Source organism: Trinickia sp. LjRoot230 (assembly GCF_964253315.1).
In the GTDB taxonomy this organism is placed as follows: Bacteria; Pseudomonadota; Gammaproteobacteria; order Burkholderiales; family Burkholderiaceae; genus Trinickia.
In genome coordinates, this window is sequence record NZ_CAXUQX020000001.1 from 389983 (window position 1) to 407771 (window position 17789).

The window sequence follows — 17789 nt, forward strand, 5'->3', positions numbered from 1 at the left end:
ATGCGAGCGGCATCGCCTTGACTCTGACGTATGGTTTGCTCGTCGCGACGGCCATCGCCATCGGGCTATCAATCGGTGGATCAGCGCAGGCTGCGGCGCAATCGGCGCAATCGATGGTAATCATGGACGACGCGAGCGCGGACGCCTCTCAGAATTTGGTGCTCGCGGTGACGATCAATGGCGAGCCCTCACCGCTTCTCGCTCACTTTCGAGAGCGCAACGGACATCTGATGGCAACGGTAAAAGATCTAGGCGAACTGGGGCTGGCTGTGGAAAAGCTCGGCATTGCCGCTGCCGAGCAAGTGGCGCTGGATTCAATACCGGGGCTTGCTTACCGATATGACGCGGCTCGGCAGATCGTGATGTTGCAGGTCGAGGAAAGCATGCGCAAACCGTTCAACGTCGATACGCGTTCGTTGCCGAAGACCTCGGCGGCCGTATCGGCGCGCGGGCTGGCGATCAATTACGACGCTTTCGCGCAAAGCGATGCTGGTCAGCGGTTCGCGCTCTTTAGCGAGTTGCGCTATTTCGATCCGGCAGGGGTTTTTAGCAACACGGGCGTTGCCTACGTCTATGGCGGCAAGCGCAGCTATACGCGCTACGACACCGCCTGGAGCCGCTCCAACCAGGCCTCGCTTACAACGACACAAGTCGGCGACACGATTTCATCGTCGCTTGCGTGGAGTAGATCGATTCGCATTGGCGGCTTTCAGTGGCGCAGCAATTTCGCGCTGCGTCCCGATCTCATCACGTTCCCCGTCCCTGCGTTGTTGGGTTCGGCCGTGGTGCCGTCGGCAATCGACGTCTATGTCAACAACGTTCGACAGTTCAGTTCGAACGTGCCGAGCGGACCGTTCATCATCAACGAAGTGCCTGGCATTACGGGCGCGGGGCAGGTCACGATCGTGACGAACGATGCGCTCGGCCGCCCGCGTGTGAGTTCCGTGCCGCTTTACGTGGATGCGCGATTGCTGGCGCCTGGCTTGTCGAGTTATTCGTTCGAAGCAGGCTTCGTGCGGCGGCGTTACGGGCTGGCATCATTCGATTACGATCCGAGGCCAGCGTTCAGCGCATCGGGTCGACGTGGTTTGAGCGAACTGCTGACGCTCGAGGGCCATGCCGAAGCGACGAACGGGCTCGTCAACGCGGGCGCGGGTGCGGTCATGCGCCTGGGCATGGCGGGCGTCATCAACGGCTCATTTTCCGCGAGCGCGGGGCGTTTCGCAGGAACGCAAATGAGCGTTGGTTACCAGTTGATCGAACCGCGGTTTTCCATCGACGCACAGACGATCCGCGCATTCGGCAACTATGGCGACCTTGCTTCGCGTGAGGGTGCCCCTGTTGTCTCCGCAATCGATCGCGTGACGTTGGCGCTTCCGCTCGGAGGGCGCCAGACCGTGTCGCTCAGCTACATCGGCTTCAAGCCGGCGCAGGGTTTGGCTTCGAAGATCGGCACGATGTCGTACTCACGCAATATCGGCAGTTTTGTGGCCGTCAATCTCAGTGCGTATAAAGATTTCCTCCAGCACCGTTCCCACGGCATCATGCTGGGCTTGAGCATTCCGATGGGGCGTGCGGCATCTATCAATGCCGTGGGCGGTAGGCAGAACAATCAATCGACCTATCAGGTGAGTGCATTGCGTTCGCCGGATTATGACGGCGGTTGGGGATGGGGCGCGCAGGCGGGCGGCAGCGGTGCGGCTGCCTATCAGCGCGCGCAAGTCCAGTACTTGGGCAACGCAGGCGAGGTGAGCGCGGCTGCGCAGCGCATTGCGGGCACTGCCGGCGCATCAGTGGAGGTGAGCGGCGCGATGGTCCTGATGGATGGCAGCGTCAACTTGTCTCGCCACATTTACGATGCGTTTGCGCTGGTCTCGACCGACGGCGTGCCCGGCATTCCCGTGCTCCACGAAAATCGCGCGATCGGGAAGACGAACGGGTCGGGTCATCTGCTCGTGCCGGATCTGAATGCCTATCAGGACAACGCAGTGAGTATCGACAGCATGGGTCTGCCCGCGGACGCGCGCATCGAATCGACCGCGAAATCGCTTGTCCCGCGGGAGCGCGCGGGCGTGGTCGCGCACTTTGGGGTCGCGCGCTACCGCGCGGCGTCGGTCATTCTTCGTGGCGCGGACGGTAAATTGCTGCCGCCCGGTGCGGCCGTCCGTCATTTGCAATCGGGCGGTGAGACGATCGTCGGCTACGATGGCATCGCGTTTATCGAAAACTTGGAAGCAAACAATCGTCTTGTTGTCGATCACGACGCCATCCATTGCCTGGCGGAATTCGCCTATACGCGCCCTCTCGACGGATCGCTGCCGACCATTGGCCCGCTCACCTGTGCCAACGCGCCGGGAGGGCGACAATGAGCCGCGTCGTACTTGTTCTGCTGGTGTTCGCGGCGCTGTGCGGATCTCCGGAGCGTGCGTCGGCGCAGTCGTGCGCGGCGGTCGCCTCCACAGTCGATTTTGGTTCGGTCAATCCCATCGCACTGAGCGCGGTGGACGCCACGGGAACGGTGACGGTCACATGCACATGGCCCGCCGTGACGCTGACGCCTAACGCTCAGGTATGCCTGAATTTGGGCGGAGCCAGTCCCCGCACGCTCGTGAACGGGACGAACGCGCTCCAATACGACCTGTACCAGGATGCAAGTCATTCGCTCGCATGGGGCGCTGTCAGCAACGGCACGACGCCGATCGCGCTGACGCTATCGAAACCCGCAGTCGGCACGAGCGCGGTCGCGACGGCGACCGTCTACGGAAGAATTGCCGCAAACCAGCCGACCGTACCGACGGTGAATAACAGCAGTACGCTCTATACGGCGTCGTTCAGCGGCAACACCACCTCGCTCAATGCCGGCTTCTATCTGCTCACTGCGCCGACGTGCGCATCGCTCACGACGAGCAACGGAACGCTGCCTTTCAGCGTGAACGCGACCGTGCTCAACGACTGCTTTATCAGCGCAACGAACGTCAGCTTCGCTGCGACGGGCGTGCTCGATGCTGCGCGGGGCGCAACCGGCTCGATCACTGCGCAATGCACGAATGGCGACGCGTGGCGAATCGCGCTGAACGGCGGAGGGAGCTCGAACGTGGCAAGCCGATCGATGCAGCGTGTCGGCGGGGGCGGCGCCGTGAGTTATCAGCTTTATCTCGATGCGGCGCATACCTCGCCGTGGGGCGACGGCTCCGCTGGCACGGCCATGGCAACGGGCGTCGGTACCGGCAATCAACAGGTCGTGAATGTCTACGGCCTGGTACCGGCGCAGGCTACGCCCGCACCAGGAAATTACAGCGATACGATCACGGCGACGATCAGCTTTTGATCACCGAGACTGCTTCGGCACCGGAGCGGCGTATCGATTTCAAGCCATCGCTTGCTCGCGCGCTCGCTCGATCTCGAGCGTGTTTTCGTGATACGCCACGACCGACTCGCGATGTGCGACGCTGATAATCGCCGCTTGCGGCAGCCGCTCGTTCAGGAGCCGATAGACATGCGCCTCGTTCTCCGGATCGAGTGCGCTCGTGGCTTCGTCGAGAAACAGAAAATCGGGTTGGTGCAGCAACGCGCGTGCGGCGGCCAGCCGCTGCTGTTCGCCCGGCGACAGCACGCGCGTCCAATGCGTCGATTCGGCGAGCCGGTTGGCGTACCCCTCGAGCCTGCAGCTTATTAGCGCTTTGCGACAGGCCTCGTCGCTGAACGCGTCCGCGTTCGCAGGGTAGGCGAGTGCCCCCTTGAGCGTGCCGATAGGCAGATAGCTTTGCTGCGGCACGAACATCGAGCGCGCGCCGACCGGCGCATCGATTTCGCCGTCGCCGAATGCCCAGAGGCCTGCGAACGCGCGCAAGAGTGTGCTCTTGCCCGAGCCCGAGGGGCCGCGCACGAGCCAGCGCGAGCCGGGTTTGATGACGATGTCGGCGATCGACGCGAGCGGCTCGCCTGTCGGCAGTGCAAGCTTGAGCCCGTGCGTGGCGAGCGATGGTGCGTCGACATAGTGAAGGTTGATGCCGCCGTGCTCCGTGGCGGGCGAGACCGATTCCCTGAAATGCGTCGCGTGCATCACGCGCTTGAATTCGCGCAGACGGTTGACCGTGGCGCGCCATTCGACGAGCGAGCTATAACTGTTGATGAACCATGAAAAAGCGTCGCTGACGCTGCCGAACGCCTGAGCGATCTGCATCAGCACGCCCATCGTATAGGCCCCCGCAAAATAGCGCGGCGCGGCGACGACGATCGGGAAAATATTGGCGATCTGACTGTAGAAGACAAGCACGAAGTTCATTCGCCTCGTGTACTTCATGATGAGCCACCAGTTGTCGCGAATGCGCGTGAAGACCGTGCGCGACGTTTGATTCTCCGTATCGGTGCCGTTATAGAGCGCGATCTGCTCGGCGTTTTCGCGCACGCGAAGCAAGCCGAAACGGAAATCGGCTTCGACGCGCTGCTGCTGGTAGTTGACCGACACGAGCGGGTGCCCGACTTTCTTGATCAACAGCGAGCCGGCCAGCGCATAAAGCGCCGCGGCCCAGACCATGTAGCCGGGAATCACGAGCGGCGTGCCGCCGAGCGTGATGGTCAGTGCGCCGGCGATCGACCAGAGAATCGTGATGAACGTGACGAGCGTGACGACGGTCGACAGAAAATCGAGCGAGAGCGTGAGCGTCGAGGTAGCGAACGATTGCAGATCGTCGCTGAGCCGCTGGTCGGGGTTGTCCGCGAGGCGGTCGCGTTCGATCCGATAAAATGCGAGGTCACCGAACCAGTCGTTCAAGAACCGGGTCGTCAGCCATTGGCGCCAGCGAAACGACAACATCTGGCGCAAATAGGCGCGGTACACGGCCAGAATGATGTACGTGAACGCCAGTGCCGTGAAAACCACCATCAGATGTGGAAAGTGGCCCATGTCCTTTTGCTGCAACGCGTTATAGAACTGGGCGTTCCAGCTGTTGAGCCGTACGTTGATCCAGACGATCGCCAGATTCATCGCGATGATCGTCACGAGCAGCCCCCATGCAATTTTCCATTCCTCCGAAATCCAATAGGGCTTGATGAGGCTCCAGGCGGAGACGGATTCGATATCTTGCGGCGCTTTGTTGCGCAGGGAAAAAGCTGCGGAGGATGGCGTCATGAGGAGTCTCGATTCGATGGGTACCGACGGGCCGGCGATGCGCAATTGCGGGCGCATTGTTTCGCGAGCCACTTAAACGAACCTTAACGCGGCGCGCCGGTTGGTCGTTCCCGGCCACCCGCGGTGCGGCTCTGGCGTATCTCACAATCGGCACATTGTGCCAGAGCGCAGCGCGCCGCTCGGTCGCGTTTGTTTCGAATTGAGCTTAGGCGGTGCTTCCGTTCGAAGATCGGCTGCCGCTCGCCGCCGTTTGCGGCACATTCTGCTTTTATGGTCTAATGGCCGCGACGAAACAGGGGTGCTTCGCGGTAAGTGGACATGGCAAGAGCCGTGTCGAGGCGAGGCTGAGAGAAACCCTTCGCACCCGATCCGGGTAATACCGGCGCGGGAAGTTTCAGGAAAACGCGCGAACTGCGCGCAGGTGCCCCTTTGGGCGGCGCCGCTTTTCTCCGCCGGCCGCATCGGTTGTCACGATGCCGCCGGCCGGCCTCACCCGCCGGTTTCGTCCTTGGGTACGCGTTGTTCGCGCAAAAGCGTACGACGTGCAGAAAAGGATCGTTTCCGATGACTGATCAATCTTCAGCTGTTTGCTCCGGCGTGCCTGATTTCGCGGTGCTTGGCGGCGGACTCGTCGGCCGTCTCGTCGCCTGGCTGCTGGCGGGCGACGGGCACCGCGTCGCGCTTTACGAGCGCGGCGACGCGGCGGGCACCGGCTCGGCCGCCTGGGTCGCAGCCGCAATGCTCGCCCCGCTTGCCGAAGCGGCGAGTGCCGAGCCGCTGCTCGTCGAACTCGGGGCCGCGTCGCTTGACGCGTGGCCGCGGCTCATCGCGCAACTGCCGGAGCCGGTTTTTTTTCAACGCAACGGCACGCTCGTAGTCTGGCATCGCGACGATCGCGCCGAGGCGGCATTGCTTGAACGACGCATCCGTGCGAACGCGCCGGCTCCGCTGCTGGCCGAGGGCAACCTGTCGACGCTCGATGCCGCGCAGCTTGGTGCGACCGAGCCGGCGCTGGCCGGCCGGTTCGCTCAGGGCTTGCTGCTGCCGGGCGAAGGCCAGCTCGACAATCGCCAGACGCTTGCTGCGCTCGCGGCTGGGCTTGCCGAGCGCGGCGTGCACACGCACTGGAATACGGCCGTCGACGATGGCGCATGGCCGCCGGCCCGCGTGACGGTCGACTGCCGCGGCCTGGGTGCCAAACGCGCACTGCCGATGCTGCGCGGTATTCGCGGCGAAGTCGTGCGTGTACAAGCGAGCGGCATTTCGTTGACGCGGTCCGTGCGGATGCTGCATCCGCGTTATCCGATTTATATCGCCCCGAAAGAGCGCAATGTGTTCGTCATCGGCGCAACCGAGATCGAGGGTGAAGACATGTCGCCGATGAGCGTGCGCTCGGCGCTCGAATTGTTGAGCGCGGCGTTCGCTGTGCATCCCACGTTCGGCGAGGCGCGCATTCTCGAACTCAACACGCAGTGCCGGCCGACGCTGCCTGATCATCGTCCATCGGTGGTGTGGGACGGCGAAACGCGCGTTGCGGTCAACGGCCTTTATCGGCATGGCTTCATGATCGCGCCTGAAGTGGCGAGAACGGCGGCCGATCTCTGCTCCGCGGTGCTGACCCGCCGCGTCGCGGATGCCGATGGCTTCGCGCAATGGCGGCGTGACACGCGGTGGGCGCCGATGTTGCATCTGACAGGCGAGCGCGAAGCGCTGGGCGTCGGCGCTTGAGCGCGGTAATCCGATCTACAACGGAATGTGTGAAGGCTGCATCGTTCGAATCATGGAAATTCAGATCAACCAAAAGCCACTTTCTTTGCCCGAAGGCGCGAGCGTTGCCGATGCGCTCGCCGTTTTTGGCGCCCGCCCGCCCTTTGCCGTCGCGCTGAACGGCCAGTTCGTCGCGCGGGCGCAGCATCCCGCTCGCGCGCTCGCCGATGGCGACCGGCTCGATATCGTGCACCCCGTGGCGGGCGGCTGAGCACGCTTCGTTTCGATTGACGTCTCCTATTGAGGATTGTTTCGATGACTTCCGTCCCTGCTGTCGATCCGCTCACGCTGTACGGCACGTCGTTTGCGAGCCGCGTGCTGCTTGGCACCTCGCGGTACCCGTCGCTGCGCTCGCTGTCCGATTCGATAGAGGCGGCGCGCCCGGGCATGATGACGGTCGCACTGCGCCGTCAGATGCAGGGCAATACTGCGGAGGCCGGTTTTTTCGATCTACTCAAGCGCCATGCGGTGCCGCTGCTGCCGAACACGGCTGGGTGCGAAAGCGTCGACGAAGCGGTGACGACGGCGCACATGGCACGGGAAGTCTTTGAAACGGATTGGATCAAACTCGAGGTCATCGGCGATGACTACACGTTGCAGCCGGACCCGATCGCACTCGTCGAGGCCGCGGCCCGGCTCACCAAAGACGGCTTCAAGGTGCTGCCCTACTGCACTGAGGATCTCGTTGTCGCGCGACGGCTGATCGACGCGGGTTGCGAGGCGCTGATGCCGTGGGGCGCGCCGATCGGCACCGGCAAGGGTATCGTGAACCCGTATGGCCTGCGGGTCCTGCGCCGGCGTCTGCCGCACGTGCCGTTGATCGTCGACGCCGGATTGGGCGTGCCGTCACACGCGTGTCAGGTCATGGAGTGGGGCTTCGACGGCGTGCTGCTCAATACGGCCGTGTCCCAGGCGACCGAGCCCGCCGCGATGGCGCGCGCGTTCGCGATGGGCGTCGAGGCCGGGCGCGCCGCTTATCTCGCCGGGCCGATGGACGAGCGCGACAGCGCGCAAGCGAGCACGCCCGTCGTCGGCATGCCATTCTGGCACCAGGATCAACGCTGAACCCAGGCTGAAGGCGTATCTAATGGGCACCATGAATCCGGCGAACCGAACCCTGCCATTGACTCGTCGCGAGTATTTCTGGCCGCCGGCCGACGAGCTGACGGAAGCCGCCGAGCGCATTCGCGCGCGCTTGGGCGAATGGCCGCGTGCGGACGTGGCCTGGCGCATCTGCCTGACTCCGCCCGACGAGCCGGGCGCCGGCGATTTGATCGTTGCGGTGACCGGTGCCGCCGATACCGTTAGCCGTCAGGACGATTCGGCTGCGTGGCTTGCGAACGGGGCTGGCGTGATCGAGGCGGGCGCGCAAGGCGCCTGCCTCATGCTCGCAGACAAGCGTTACCCGCTCGATAGCGCCGGTGCGCTTGCCGAAGACTGGCTGGCGGCATTGGCGAGCTTTCTCGATTGCGGCTTCGAGCCGCCCGATGCGCTTGTTCTGGCGCTGGCCTGGCGCGATGGCGACGAAACGCGCGGCGAGGACGCCTGGCCCGTCGAACTGACGCGTTTTCCGCGCATTCCGGGCTTGATCGCGCCGCCGCAACAGCTGTTTGACGCTTGCCCGGCGCGGCTGGGGCTCTATCCGGTGGTGCCGAGCGCGCAGTGGGTCGAGCGCTTGCTTGCCCTTGGCGTGAAAACGGTGCAGCTGCGCGTGAAGGACGCGTCGCCCGCGCAGTTGGCTCAAGACATCGCCAAAAGCGTCGCGGCGGGGCGCCGCCACGATGCGCGCGTATTCATCAACGATCATTGGCGCGAGGCGCTTGCCGCCGGTGCATACGGGGTGCATCTCGGCCAGGAGGACCTCGATACGGCCGATCTCGATGCCATTGCCGCGGCGGGCATGCGGCTCGGCCTATCGACGCATGGCTATTACGAAATGTTGCGCGCGCTGCACTTCGGGCCGAGCTATCTGGCGTTCGGCTCAATATTCCCGACGGCGACGAAGACCTTGGCCACCGCGCCGCAGGGCACCGCGCGGCTTGCACGCTACGTGCGGCTCCTCAACGGCAAGGTGGCGCTCGTGGCGATCGGCGGCATTGGTCTTGGCACGCTCGAGGCTGTGCTGGCCACCGGCGTGGGCGGTGCGGCGGTGGTCAGCGCCGTGACGGCCGCAACCGACCCGGCTGCCGCCGTGGCCGAACTCGAGGCCGTGTTTGCGAATCAATAACCGCGGTTTTTACCGGAAGCGCGCAGTGTCACAACAACGTTTACGCTGAGGCCCTATAATTCCGCTTCCGCGTAAAAGGAGCGCCTGCTTCGTGCCGTCATCTTCCTCCGAGCCTATTCTCGAGTTGCGCAACGTCGATTTCGGCTACGACGACGAGCGGCTCGTCCTCTCGAACCTGAACCTGCGCTTTGCGCGCGGCCAGGTCGTTGCAGTCATGGGCGGCTCGGGCTGCGGTAAAACAACGGTGCTGCGTTTGATCGGCGGGCTCGAACGGGCGCGTCGCGGTGAGGTGCTGTTTCACGGCCAGGACATCGGCAAGCAAAGCCGCGAGGGGCTTTATGCGCTGCGCCGCAAAATGGGGATGCTGTTCCAATTTGGTGCATTGTTCACCGATATGTCGGTGTTCGACAATGTCGCCTTCGCGCTGCGCGAGCACACCGATTTACCCGAGCCTCTGATTCGCGACCTCGTGCTGATGAAGCTGAACGCCGTCGGCTTGCGCGGCGCGCGCGCGCTTTCGCCCTCGCAGATTTCCGGCGGCATGGCGCGGCGCGTCGCACTTGCACGTGCCATTGCGCTCGACCCTGAACTGATCATGTACGACGAGCCGTTCGCCGGCCTCGACCCGATTTCGCTCGGCATTACGGCCAATCTGATTCGCACGCTGAACCGGGCGCTTGGCGCGACGTCGATTCTCGTCACGCACGACGTGTCCGAATCGTTTCAGATCGCCGACTACGTCTACTTCCTCGCGAACGGCGGCGTGCTGGCGCACGGCACACCCGCCGAACTGCGCGAATCGGCCGATCCATCCGTTCGGCAGTTCATCGACGGCGCGCCCGACGGCCCGTTCCGGTTTCACTATCCGAGCGATACGCCGCTCGCGGCGGATTTCGGCATGGGAGAAGCGCGCGTATGACCGGTGTCATCGAAACCCTCGGCAGTTGGGTGCTGCGCGGCATTGCGCGCACTGGGTACGGGACGCGGATGTTCGTGCGCCTCCTGCTCGAATTTTTTGCACTGCTGCGCCGGCCGCATCTCGTCATCAAGCAGATCTTCTTCGTGGGCAACTATTCGCTCGTGATCATCGCGGTCTCGGGCTTGTTCGTCGGCTTCGTGCTCGGTTTGCAGGGTTATTACACGCTGAACCGCTACGGCTCCGAGCAGGCGCTCGGGCTGCTGGTGGCGCTCTCGCTCGTGCGCGAGCTGGGGCCGGTCGTGACCGCGTTGCTGTTCGCCGGCCGAGCCGGCACGTCGCTGACAGCCGAAATCGGCCTGATGAAGGCTGGCGAGCAGTTGACCGCGCTCGAAATGATGGCCATTGATCCGCTCGCGAACGTGATTGCGCCGCGCATGTGGGCCGGCATCATCGCGATGCCGATCCTCGCCGCTATTTTCAGCGCGGTCGGCGTGTTCGGCGGCTATGTCGTTGGCGTGCTGATGATCGGCGTCGATTCGGGCGCCTTTTGGTCGCAGATGCAAGGCGGGGTCGAAGTCTGGGCGGACGTCGGCAACGGCGTCGTCAAAAGCGTGGTATTCGGTTTCGCCGTGACCTTCATCGCGCTGTTTCAAGGCTACGAAGCGAAGGCGACGCCCGAGGGCGTTTCGCGCGCGACGACTCGCACGGTCGTGTATGCGTCGCTCGCCGTGCTCGGCCTTGATTTCCTGCTCACGGCATTGATGTTCAGCTAACGCAGACGGTGTCGCGCGCGGCTCTCTCTTAGGATGACGATGAAAAAGACTGTTCTCGACTTCTGGGTCGGTTTGTTCGTAGTGCTGGGCTTTATCGCGCTGCTGTTTTTGGCACTCAAGGCCGGCAACATGAGTTCGCTGTCGTTTCAGCCGACCTATCCGGTGAAGCTCAAATTCGACAACATCGGCGGGCTCAAGGTGCGCGCGCCGGTGAAGAGCGCCGGTGTCGTGGTGGGGCGCGTCACGTCGATCGGCTTCGATACGAACACCTACCAGGCGGTCGTCTCGATCGATATCGACAAGCAATATCCGTTTCCGAAAGATTCATCGGCCAAGATCCAAACGTCGGGTTTGCTCGGCGAGCAGTACATTGGCCTGACGCCCGGCGGCGACACTGAGATGCTGAAGGCCGGCGATACGCTCACGATGACCCAATCGGCCATTGTTCTCGAGAATTTGATCGGGCAGTTTCTTTACGGCAAGGCGGCCGATGCCGGCGGAGCCAAAGCCCCGCCGGCACCAGCAACACCACCAGCAGTACCCGCAGCATCCGGACCCGCGTCGGCCAGTGCCCCGGCGCCGGGCGCCGGTGGTTGAGGCGGGCGCGTCGTATCGCTTGGCACGGAACATCACGGAGAACAATAATGCAGACCACGCGCGCCAAAAACGTGACGTTGGCAATTGCGGCGGCGGTGCTTGCCGGGTGCGCGTCAGTTCAGACGCCCACACCGGGCGACCCGCTGGAGAGCTTCAATCGAGGCGTGTTTACGTTTAACGACACGCTCGACAAGTACGCTCTGAAACCGGTTGCACAGGGCTATCAATGGGCGGTGCCCCAGCCGGTGCGTAACAGCGTGACGAACTTTTTCTCGAATATCGGGGATGTCTACATCGCCGCGAACGAGTTGCTGCAGCTGAAGATTGCTGATGGCGTCGGCGACATCATGCGAGTCACGATCAACACGCTGTTCGGCGTCGGCGGCCTGTTCGACGTGGCGTCGGCGGCCAAGCTGCCGAAACATGCGGCCGATTTTGGCGTGACGCTCGGCCATTATGGCGTGCCGTCGGGTCCGTATCTCGTGTTGCCGCTGCTCGGGCCGAGCACGGTGCGCGATGCAGGCGGGCTCATCGTCGATTACTATGGCAATCCGCTAACGTACGTGGAACCGTCGTCGGTTAGTTGGGCGCTCTATGGCGTGAATCTCGTCAATACGCGCGCGAATTTGCTGACGACGGTCGATGTGCTGTCGGGTGCCGCGCTCGACAAATATTCGTTCGTGCGCAATGCGTACCTGCAGCGTCGCCGCTATCTGATTACCGGCAGCGATGGCGACGGCGCGCAGCCTTTGCCGAAGTACGACGACGACGGCGTGGGCGCGGCGGCGCCGGCCGCAGCGGTGGCGCCGGCATCAGGCAGTGCGGCTGAACCGACAGCGCCCGCTTCGGCGCCGTCGGCGCAAGCGCCCGCGGCGGCGTCGGGTGCATCCGATGCGGCTGTGCCGGCGGCGCTCGGCGGTCCGAACAGCGACACGGTGCCGGGGCAGCAGTATGTCCCGCCGCCGCAGCGCACCGGTTTGCCGCTGATTCGTCTGAAATAACGCTGCCGTGGTAACACTTGGACACGAAACTTGCCGAGTCGCGCACGTTGCAGCTTGAACTTACCCGGCGCGCCGGCCTTCCAACCTCAGGCTTTTTAACTTCAGGGTTGACGATGAAAAGATTTTTTCTGATTCCTCTTTTTACGGCATTCATTTCGTTCGCAGGCGCGGCGTTCGCGCAGCAAAGCGCGCCGAACGGTGTCGACACGAACTCGCCCGACGGCATGATCAAGACCGTCACGAACCAAGTGCTCGATACGATCCGTGCTGACAAATCGATCAAAAGCGGCGATATCAACCGGATCACGCAGGTCGTGAATCAGCAGATCCTGCCGTACACCGATTTCCGCCGCACGACCCAACTGGCGATGGGCCGGGCCTGGCGCTCGGCCTCGCCCCAGCAGCAAGACCAAATGGTCGAGCAATTCAAGATGCTGCTGATTCGGACCTACTCCGGCGCGCTGTCGCAGGTTCGCGACCAGCAGGTGCAGTTCATGCCGTTCCGCGCGAACCCGGGCGACACCGATGTCGTCGTGCGCAGCCAGGTGATGAACAACGGCCAGCCGGTCGAGCTCGACTATCGGCTCTACAAGACGCCCCAGGGCTGGCGCGTGTACGACTTGAACGTAGCGGGCGCGTGGCTCATTCAGGCCTATCAGCAGCAGTTCTCCGCGAAGATCAACGAAAGCGGTGTGCAGGGGCTGATCCAGTTCCTGACGCAGCGCAACAACGATCTCGCCGCGGGAAAGCAGCCGTCGTGAGCGAACAGACGAGCCGCTTTGCTGTCGGCACGGTACTCACGCACGCGAGCGCCAAGCGCGCGCTCGCGGACGGTCTCGCCAGCATCGCGAGCGGTGCCGTGGGCGCCGATTGCGCGGCCCTCGCGGAATTCGATTCATCGGCGCTCGCCGTGCTGCTGGCTTGGCAGCGCGCGGCCGCTGCGCGTGGCGGCGCGTTCGACGTCGTCAATATGCCCGAGGGGCTCATCAGCCTCGCCGGCGTCTACGGCGTCGACGCCATCCTCGCCACGCCGCCTCCCTCGAACGCCTGAGCACGCCGGGTCGACGTCGCGTCTTGCTGCCCGGTGCGGCCAAGGCGGCGTTCAGACGTTCCTCGGCGATTGCATCCGTTGCGCCCCTGTGCCTCCTGTGTCCGGTTGCCCCTCAACCGCTGCGGCTGTAAGTCGGCCCGCCGGACTTAGCCTATAATCAACCGTTTTTCCGGGCATCCGATCGGCACCGATTTTCGGGGCCATCGCCGGGGCGTGGCTGCCCCGCAGCGTCCGTTTTTCACGTCCAAACAAAGGCGCGCCATCGACAAAGGTCGCGCACATCCATGTCAGCCATAGAGATCCGCAACGTCAAGAAGCGCTACAAGACACTGCAAGCGCTCAAGGGCGTCAGCTTGACGGTCGACGAAGGCGAATTTTTCGGCCTGCTCGGTCCCAACGGCGCCGGCAAAACCACCCTGATCAGCATTCTTGCCGGGCTTGCCCGTGCCGACGAAGGCAGCGTCTCGGTGCTCGGGCACGATGTCGTGTCCGACTTCCGGTTGGCGCGCCGTTCGCTCGGGGTCGTGCCGCAGGAGCTCGTTTTCGATCCGTTTTTCACGGTGCGCGAAACGCTGCGAATCCAATCGGGCTACTTCGGTTTGCATCGCAACGACGCCTGGATCGACGAAGTGATGGCCAATCTCGATCTGACCGAGAAAGCCGATGCGAATATGCGCGCGCTCTCGGGCGGCATGAAGCGGCGTGTGCTGGTCGCGCAGGCGCTCGTGCATCGGCCGCGCGTGATCGTGCTCGACGAACCGACGGCCGGCGTCGATGTGGAACTGCGTCAGACGCTGTGGAAATTCATTTCGCGGCTCAACCGTGAAGGCCACACCATCGTGCTGACGACGCATTATCTGGAAGAGGCCGAATCGCTATGCGACCGCATCGCGATGCTGCGGCGCGGCGAGATTGTCGCGCTCGACCGCACGCACGCGCTGCTCGCACGCTTTGCCGGCATGCAGCTTTTCTTGCGTTTTTCGGCGGGGCTGTTGCCGTCCGAATTGCGTGCGCTGGAAGTTGAGCCGTCGGCGCCAGGGGCGCGCGAGCATTTGCTGCGCTTGTCGAGTTACGACGAAGTGGAAGGCATTCTCGCGCGCTGCCGCGCCGCGGGCTGCATGTTCGACGAAATCGACGTGCGCAAGGCCGATCTCGAAGACGTCTTCGTTCAATTGATGAACGGACCCGAGTTGGTCGAGGGGCTCGCATGAGCGGCTTTCGCACGCTGTTCTATAAGGAGATCCTGCGGTTTTGGAAGGTGTCGTTCCAGACCGTGCTTGCCCCGATCATCACGGCACTGCTTTACCTGACGATTTTCGGTCATGCGTTGCGTGACCATGTCGAAGTCTATGCGGGCGTCGAGTACACGAGCTTTCTGATCCCGGGGCTCGTGATGATGACTGTGCTGCAAAACGCGTTCGCCAATAGTTCGTCGTCGCTGATCCAATCGAAGATCACCGGCAACCTCGTTTTTGTGCTGCTGCCGCCGCTCACGCACTGGGAAATATTCGGCGCCTATGTGCTTGCGTCGGCCGTGCGCGGCCTGGTGGTCGGATTCGGCGTGTTGGTCGTGACGATCTGGTTTGTGCCGACATCGTTCGCCGCGCCGCTTTATATCGTCGCGTTCGCCGTGCTTGGCTCGGCGATTCTCGGCACGTTGGGGCTCATCGCGGGCATTTGGGCGGAGAAGTTCGATCAGTTGGCCGCGTTCCAGAATTTTCTGATCATGCCGCTCACGTTCCTCTCGGGCGTGTTCTACTCGACGCATACGCTGCCTGATCTATGGCGCGACGTGTCAAGGCTGAACCCGTTTTTTTATATGATCGACGGCTTTCGCTATGGCTTTTTCGGTGTGTCGGATGTTGATCCGCTCGCAAGCCTCGGTGTCGTTGCCGTATTTTTCGCGCTGGTTGCCGTGCTCGCGATGCGTCTCGTCGCAACGGGCTACAAGCTGCGTCATTGAATCAGACAGATAGGAGTGCTCACCATGTTGCCGACTCCCGATGAAGTCAAGCAATACATCGAAGCAGGGCTTGCCTGCAAGCATCTCGAGGTCGAGGGCGATGGACAGCATTTTTTTGCGACGATCGTATCGGACGCGTTCGAGGGCAAGCGCCCGATTCAACGCCATCAGCTCGTCTATGCTGCGCTCGGTGCGCGCATGAAGGCCGAAATCCACGCGCTGAGCATGAAGACGCTCACCCCCGCGGAATGGCAAGACAAATAATCCAGGAAAGTTAGTGCGCATTACTCAAGACACTCAAGACGATATGCGGGCGGCCGGCAGCCGCGCCGCACAGGCAAAGCGGACGGAAGGCGACGTCAACCAGGGACAGCTCAGCATGGACAAGCTTGCGATCGAAGGCGGCCGGACGCTTTCTGGCGAAGTGCGCATCTCGGGCGCCAAGAACGCCGCATTGCCGATTCTCTGCGCGAGCCTGCTCGCTGCCGAGCCGGTCAATCTCGAGAACGTGCCCGACCTGAAAGACGTGCGCACGATGCTCGCGTTGCTCGAGCAGATGGGCATGCGCGCCGAGACCTCGGGCGGGGCGATGTCGCTCGATGCGACCCACGTCGACAACCCGGTGGCGCCTTACGAACTGGTGAAGACGATGCGCGCGTCGATCCTCGTGCTCGGGCCGCTACTTGCGCGTTTCGGCACGGCGACCGTGTCGCTGCCGGGCGGCTGCGCCATCGGCGCGCGCCCGGTCGACCAGCATATTCGTGGGTTACAGGCGATGGGCGCGCACATTGAGCTTGCGCACGGCTATATCGAAGCACGGGCCACGCGGCTTAAAGGCGCGCACATCGTGACGGACATGATCACGGTGACCGGCACCGAGAATCTGCTGATGGCGGCGGTGCTGGCCGATGGCGAAACCGTGCTCGAAAACGCGGCGCGCGAACCGGAAGTGGGCGATCTCGCGCATTTGCTCGTGGCGATGGGCGCGAAGATCGACGGCATCGGCACCGATCGGCTCGTGATCCAGGGTGTCGAGAAATTGCACGGCGCCTACCATACCGTCATTGCGGACCGCATCGAGGCGGGCACGTTTTTGTGTGCCGTCGCGGCGGCCGGCGGCGACGTCACGCTGCGTCAGGTGCGCCCGCATACGCTTGATGCCGTCATCAGCAAATTGCGCGAAGCCGGCGTGACGATCGAAGAGGGCGACGATTGGCTGCGTGTGCGGATGAACCGGCGTCCGCATGCCGTTGCCGTGCGCACGTCCGAATATCCTGCGTTTCCGACCGACATGCAGGCGCAGTTCATGGCGCTCAACGCCATTGCCAAGGGCAGCGCGCAGGTTGTCGAGACCATCTTCGAGAACCGCTTCATGCACGTGCAGGAACTGAACCGGCTCGGCGCGCATATCACGGTGGACGGCAACACGGCGTTCGTGACCGGCATGCCGGCGCTTTCGGGCGCGACGGTCATGGCAACCGACCTGCGTGCTTCGGCGAGCCTCGTGATTGCGGGGCTGTGCGCGCAGGGCGAGACGCTCGTCGACCGCATCTATCACCTCGATCGCGGCTACGACCGCATGGAAGACAAGCTGACGCGCATCGGTGCGAACGTGCGCCGCGTTTCGGCGAATGCCGGAGGCCGCGCATGAGTGCCGTGCCGTTGACGCTTGCGCTGTCGAAGGGGCGCATTTTCGAGGAAACGATGCCGTTGCTGGCGGCGGCCGGCGTCGAGGTTGCCGAGGACCCGGAAACCTCGCGCAAGCTGATCTTGACGACGAGCGCACCCAACCTGCGCGTCATCGTCGTGCGCGCGACGGACGTGCCGACTTACGTCGAATACGGTGCGGCGGATTTCGGCGTGGCGGGCAAGGACGTGCTGCTCGAACACGGCGGCAGCGGGCTGTATCAGCCGATCGACCTCAATATCGCGCATTGCCGGATGTCGGTTGCGGTGAAGGCCGGTTTCGACTATGCCAACGCGGTGCGCCAGGGCGCGCGCTTGCGGGTCGCGACGAAGTACGTGCAAACCGCGCGCGAACATTTTGCGGCGAAGGGCGTGCATGTCGATTTGATCAAACTTTATGGCTCGATGGAGCTTGCGCCGCTGGTCGGGCTGGCCGATGCGATCGTCGACCTGGTGAGCTCGGGCGGCACCCTGCGCGCGAACCATCTCGTCGAGGTTGAAGAGATCATGCAAATTTCCTCTCGCCTCGTGGTGAACCAGGCTGCGCTCAAGTTGAAGCGCGCGGCGCTCAGACCGTTTCTCGATGCGTTCGAACGCGCATCGACGAGCGGAGACGCGCCCGCGTGAGCAACGCGAACGACGCGACGCGACGCTGCGCGCCTTAACGGAACGGA

At 63.4% G+C, this 17789-nt stretch carries 18 protein-coding genes and 1 riboswitch; of the genes, 17 read left to right on the forward strand and 1 reads right to left on the reverse strand.

Annotated elements, in window-relative coordinates; translation table 11 throughout:
* The first annotated feature begins 17 nt into the window (after positions 1 to 17).
* Both ACSQ20_RS01835 and ACSQ20_RS01840 read left to right on the forward strand, forming a co-directional pair.
* The gene (locus ACSQ20_RS01835) at positions 18 to 2369 is read left to right on the forward strand and encodes a fimbria/pilus outer membrane usher protein (RefSeq protein WP_436016881.1); all 2352 of its coding nucleotides are present in this window, start codon (positions 18 to 20) and stop codon (positions 2367 to 2369) included.
* Positions 2366 to 3328, forward strand: coding sequence for a Csu type fimbrial protein (locus ACSQ20_RS01840; RefSeq protein WP_436016883.1), 963 nt, complete (start codon positions 2366 to 2368; stop codon positions 3326 to 3328). Before ACSQ20_RS01835 ends, ACSQ20_RS01840 begins: the two co-directional genes overlap by 4 nt.
* Positions 3329 to 3367: 39 nt before the next feature.
* Here the strand turns inward: ACSQ20_RS01840 and ACSQ20_RS01845 are convergent, their stop codons facing one another.
* Positions 3368 to 5131 (reverse strand): ABC transporter ATP-binding protein/permease, encoded by a 1764-nt coding sequence (locus tag ACSQ20_RS01845; RefSeq protein WP_436016885.1) that lies wholly within the window; start codon positions 5129 to 5131, stop codon positions 3368 to 3370.
* A gap of 284 nt (positions 5132 to 5415) precedes the next feature.
* Positions 5416 to 5539, forward strand: a riboswitch (TPP riboswitch).
* Positions 5540 to 5695: 156 nt separating this feature from the next.
* Here ACSQ20_RS01845 and ACSQ20_RS01850 point away from each other — a divergent pair.
* From ACSQ20_RS01850 to hisG, 15 genes are all read left to right on the forward strand, one after another.
* Positions 5696 to 6859 carry an FAD-dependent oxidoreductase gene (locus ACSQ20_RS01850; protein WP_436016887.1) on the forward strand — a complete coding sequence of 388 codons (1164 nt, stop codon included), beginning with the start codon at positions 5696 to 5698 and terminating at the stop codon, positions 6857 to 6859.
* Between the two features lie 52 nt (positions 6860 to 6911).
* On the forward strand, positions 6912 to 7109 hold the full coding sequence (thiS, locus tag ACSQ20_RS01855; protein WP_436016889.1) for a sulfur carrier protein ThiS: 198 nt from the start codon (positions 6912 to 6914) through the stop codon (positions 7107 to 7109).
* A 44-nt stretch (positions 7110 to 7153) separates the two neighbouring features.
* Positions 7154 to 7963 carry a thiazole synthase gene (locus tag ACSQ20_RS01860; protein ID WP_436016891.1) on the forward strand — a complete coding sequence of 270 codons (810 nt, stop codon included), beginning with the start codon at positions 7154 to 7156 and terminating at the stop codon, positions 7961 to 7963.
* 22 nt (positions 7964 to 7985) lie between these two features.
* Complete coding sequence (gene thiE / locus ACSQ20_RS01865; RefSeq protein WP_436016893.1) at positions 7986 to 9125, forward strand: thiamine phosphate synthase; 1140 nt, start codon at positions 7986 to 7988, stop codon at positions 9123 to 9125.
* Between the two features lie 91 nt (positions 9126 to 9216).
* The gene (locus tag ACSQ20_RS01870) at positions 9217 to 10044 is read left to right on the forward strand and encodes an ABC transporter ATP-binding protein (protein WP_436016895.1); all 828 of its coding nucleotides are present in this window, start codon (positions 9217 to 9219) and stop codon (positions 10042 to 10044) included.
* The gene (gene mlaE / locus ACSQ20_RS01875) at positions 10041 to 10817 is read left to right on the forward strand and encodes a lipid asymmetry maintenance ABC transporter permease subunit MlaE (protein WP_436016897.1); all 777 of its coding nucleotides are present in this window, start codon (positions 10041 to 10043) and stop codon (positions 10815 to 10817) included. Before ACSQ20_RS01870 ends, mlaE begins: the two co-directional genes overlap by 4 nt.
* Before the next feature lie 33 nt (positions 10818 to 10850).
* Entirely contained in the window at positions 10851 to 11414 is a 564-nt protein-coding gene (mlaD, locus tag ACSQ20_RS01880; protein WP_436016899.1) for an outer membrane lipid asymmetry maintenance protein MlaD, read from the forward strand.
* A 47-nt stretch (positions 11415 to 11461) separates the two neighbouring features.
* The gene (locus ACSQ20_RS01885) at positions 11462 to 12415 is read left to right on the forward strand and encodes an MlaA family lipoprotein (RefSeq protein WP_436016901.1); all 954 of its coding nucleotides are present in this window, start codon (positions 11462 to 11464) and stop codon (positions 12413 to 12415) included.
* A 113-nt stretch (positions 12416 to 12528) separates the two neighbouring features.
* On the forward strand, positions 12529 to 13176 hold the full coding sequence (locus ACSQ20_RS01890) for an MlaC/ttg2D family ABC transporter substrate-binding protein (RefSeq protein ID WP_436016903.1): 648 nt from the start codon (positions 12529 to 12531) through the stop codon (positions 13174 to 13176).
* Positions 13173 to 13466 (forward strand): STAS domain-containing protein, encoded by a 294-nt coding sequence (locus ACSQ20_RS01895; RefSeq protein WP_436016906.1) that lies wholly within the window; start codon positions 13173 to 13175, stop codon positions 13464 to 13466. The genes ACSQ20_RS01890 and ACSQ20_RS01895 overlap by 4 nt, the downstream gene beginning before the upstream one ends.
* 284 nt (positions 13467 to 13750) lie before the next feature.
* The gene (locus ACSQ20_RS01900; RefSeq protein WP_436016908.1) at positions 13751 to 14677 is read left to right on the forward strand and encodes an ABC transporter ATP-binding protein; all 927 of its coding nucleotides are present in this window, start codon (positions 13751 to 13753) and stop codon (positions 14675 to 14677) included.
* Entirely contained in the window at positions 14674 to 15429 is a 756-nt protein-coding gene (locus ACSQ20_RS01905) for an ABC transporter permease (RefSeq protein WP_436016910.1), read from the forward strand. Before ACSQ20_RS01900 ends, ACSQ20_RS01905 begins: the two co-directional genes overlap by 4 nt.
* 24 nt (positions 15430 to 15453) lie before the next feature.
* Positions 15454 to 15693 (forward strand): BolA family protein, encoded by a 240-nt coding sequence (locus ACSQ20_RS01910; RefSeq protein ID WP_436016912.1) that lies wholly within the window; start codon positions 15454 to 15456, stop codon positions 15691 to 15693.
* A gap of 115 nt (positions 15694 to 15808) precedes the next feature.
* Entirely contained in the window at positions 15809 to 17080 is a 1272-nt protein-coding gene (gene murA, locus ACSQ20_RS01915; RefSeq protein WP_436022859.1) for a UDP-N-acetylglucosamine 1-carboxyvinyltransferase, read from the forward strand.
* Positions 17077 to 17742 (forward strand): ATP phosphoribosyltransferase, encoded by a 666-nt coding sequence (gene hisG, locus ACSQ20_RS01920; RefSeq protein WP_436016914.1) that lies wholly within the window; start codon positions 17077 to 17079, stop codon positions 17740 to 17742. The genes murA and hisG overlap by 4 nt, the downstream gene beginning before the upstream one ends.
* Positions 17743 to 17789 lie beyond the last annotated feature (47 nt).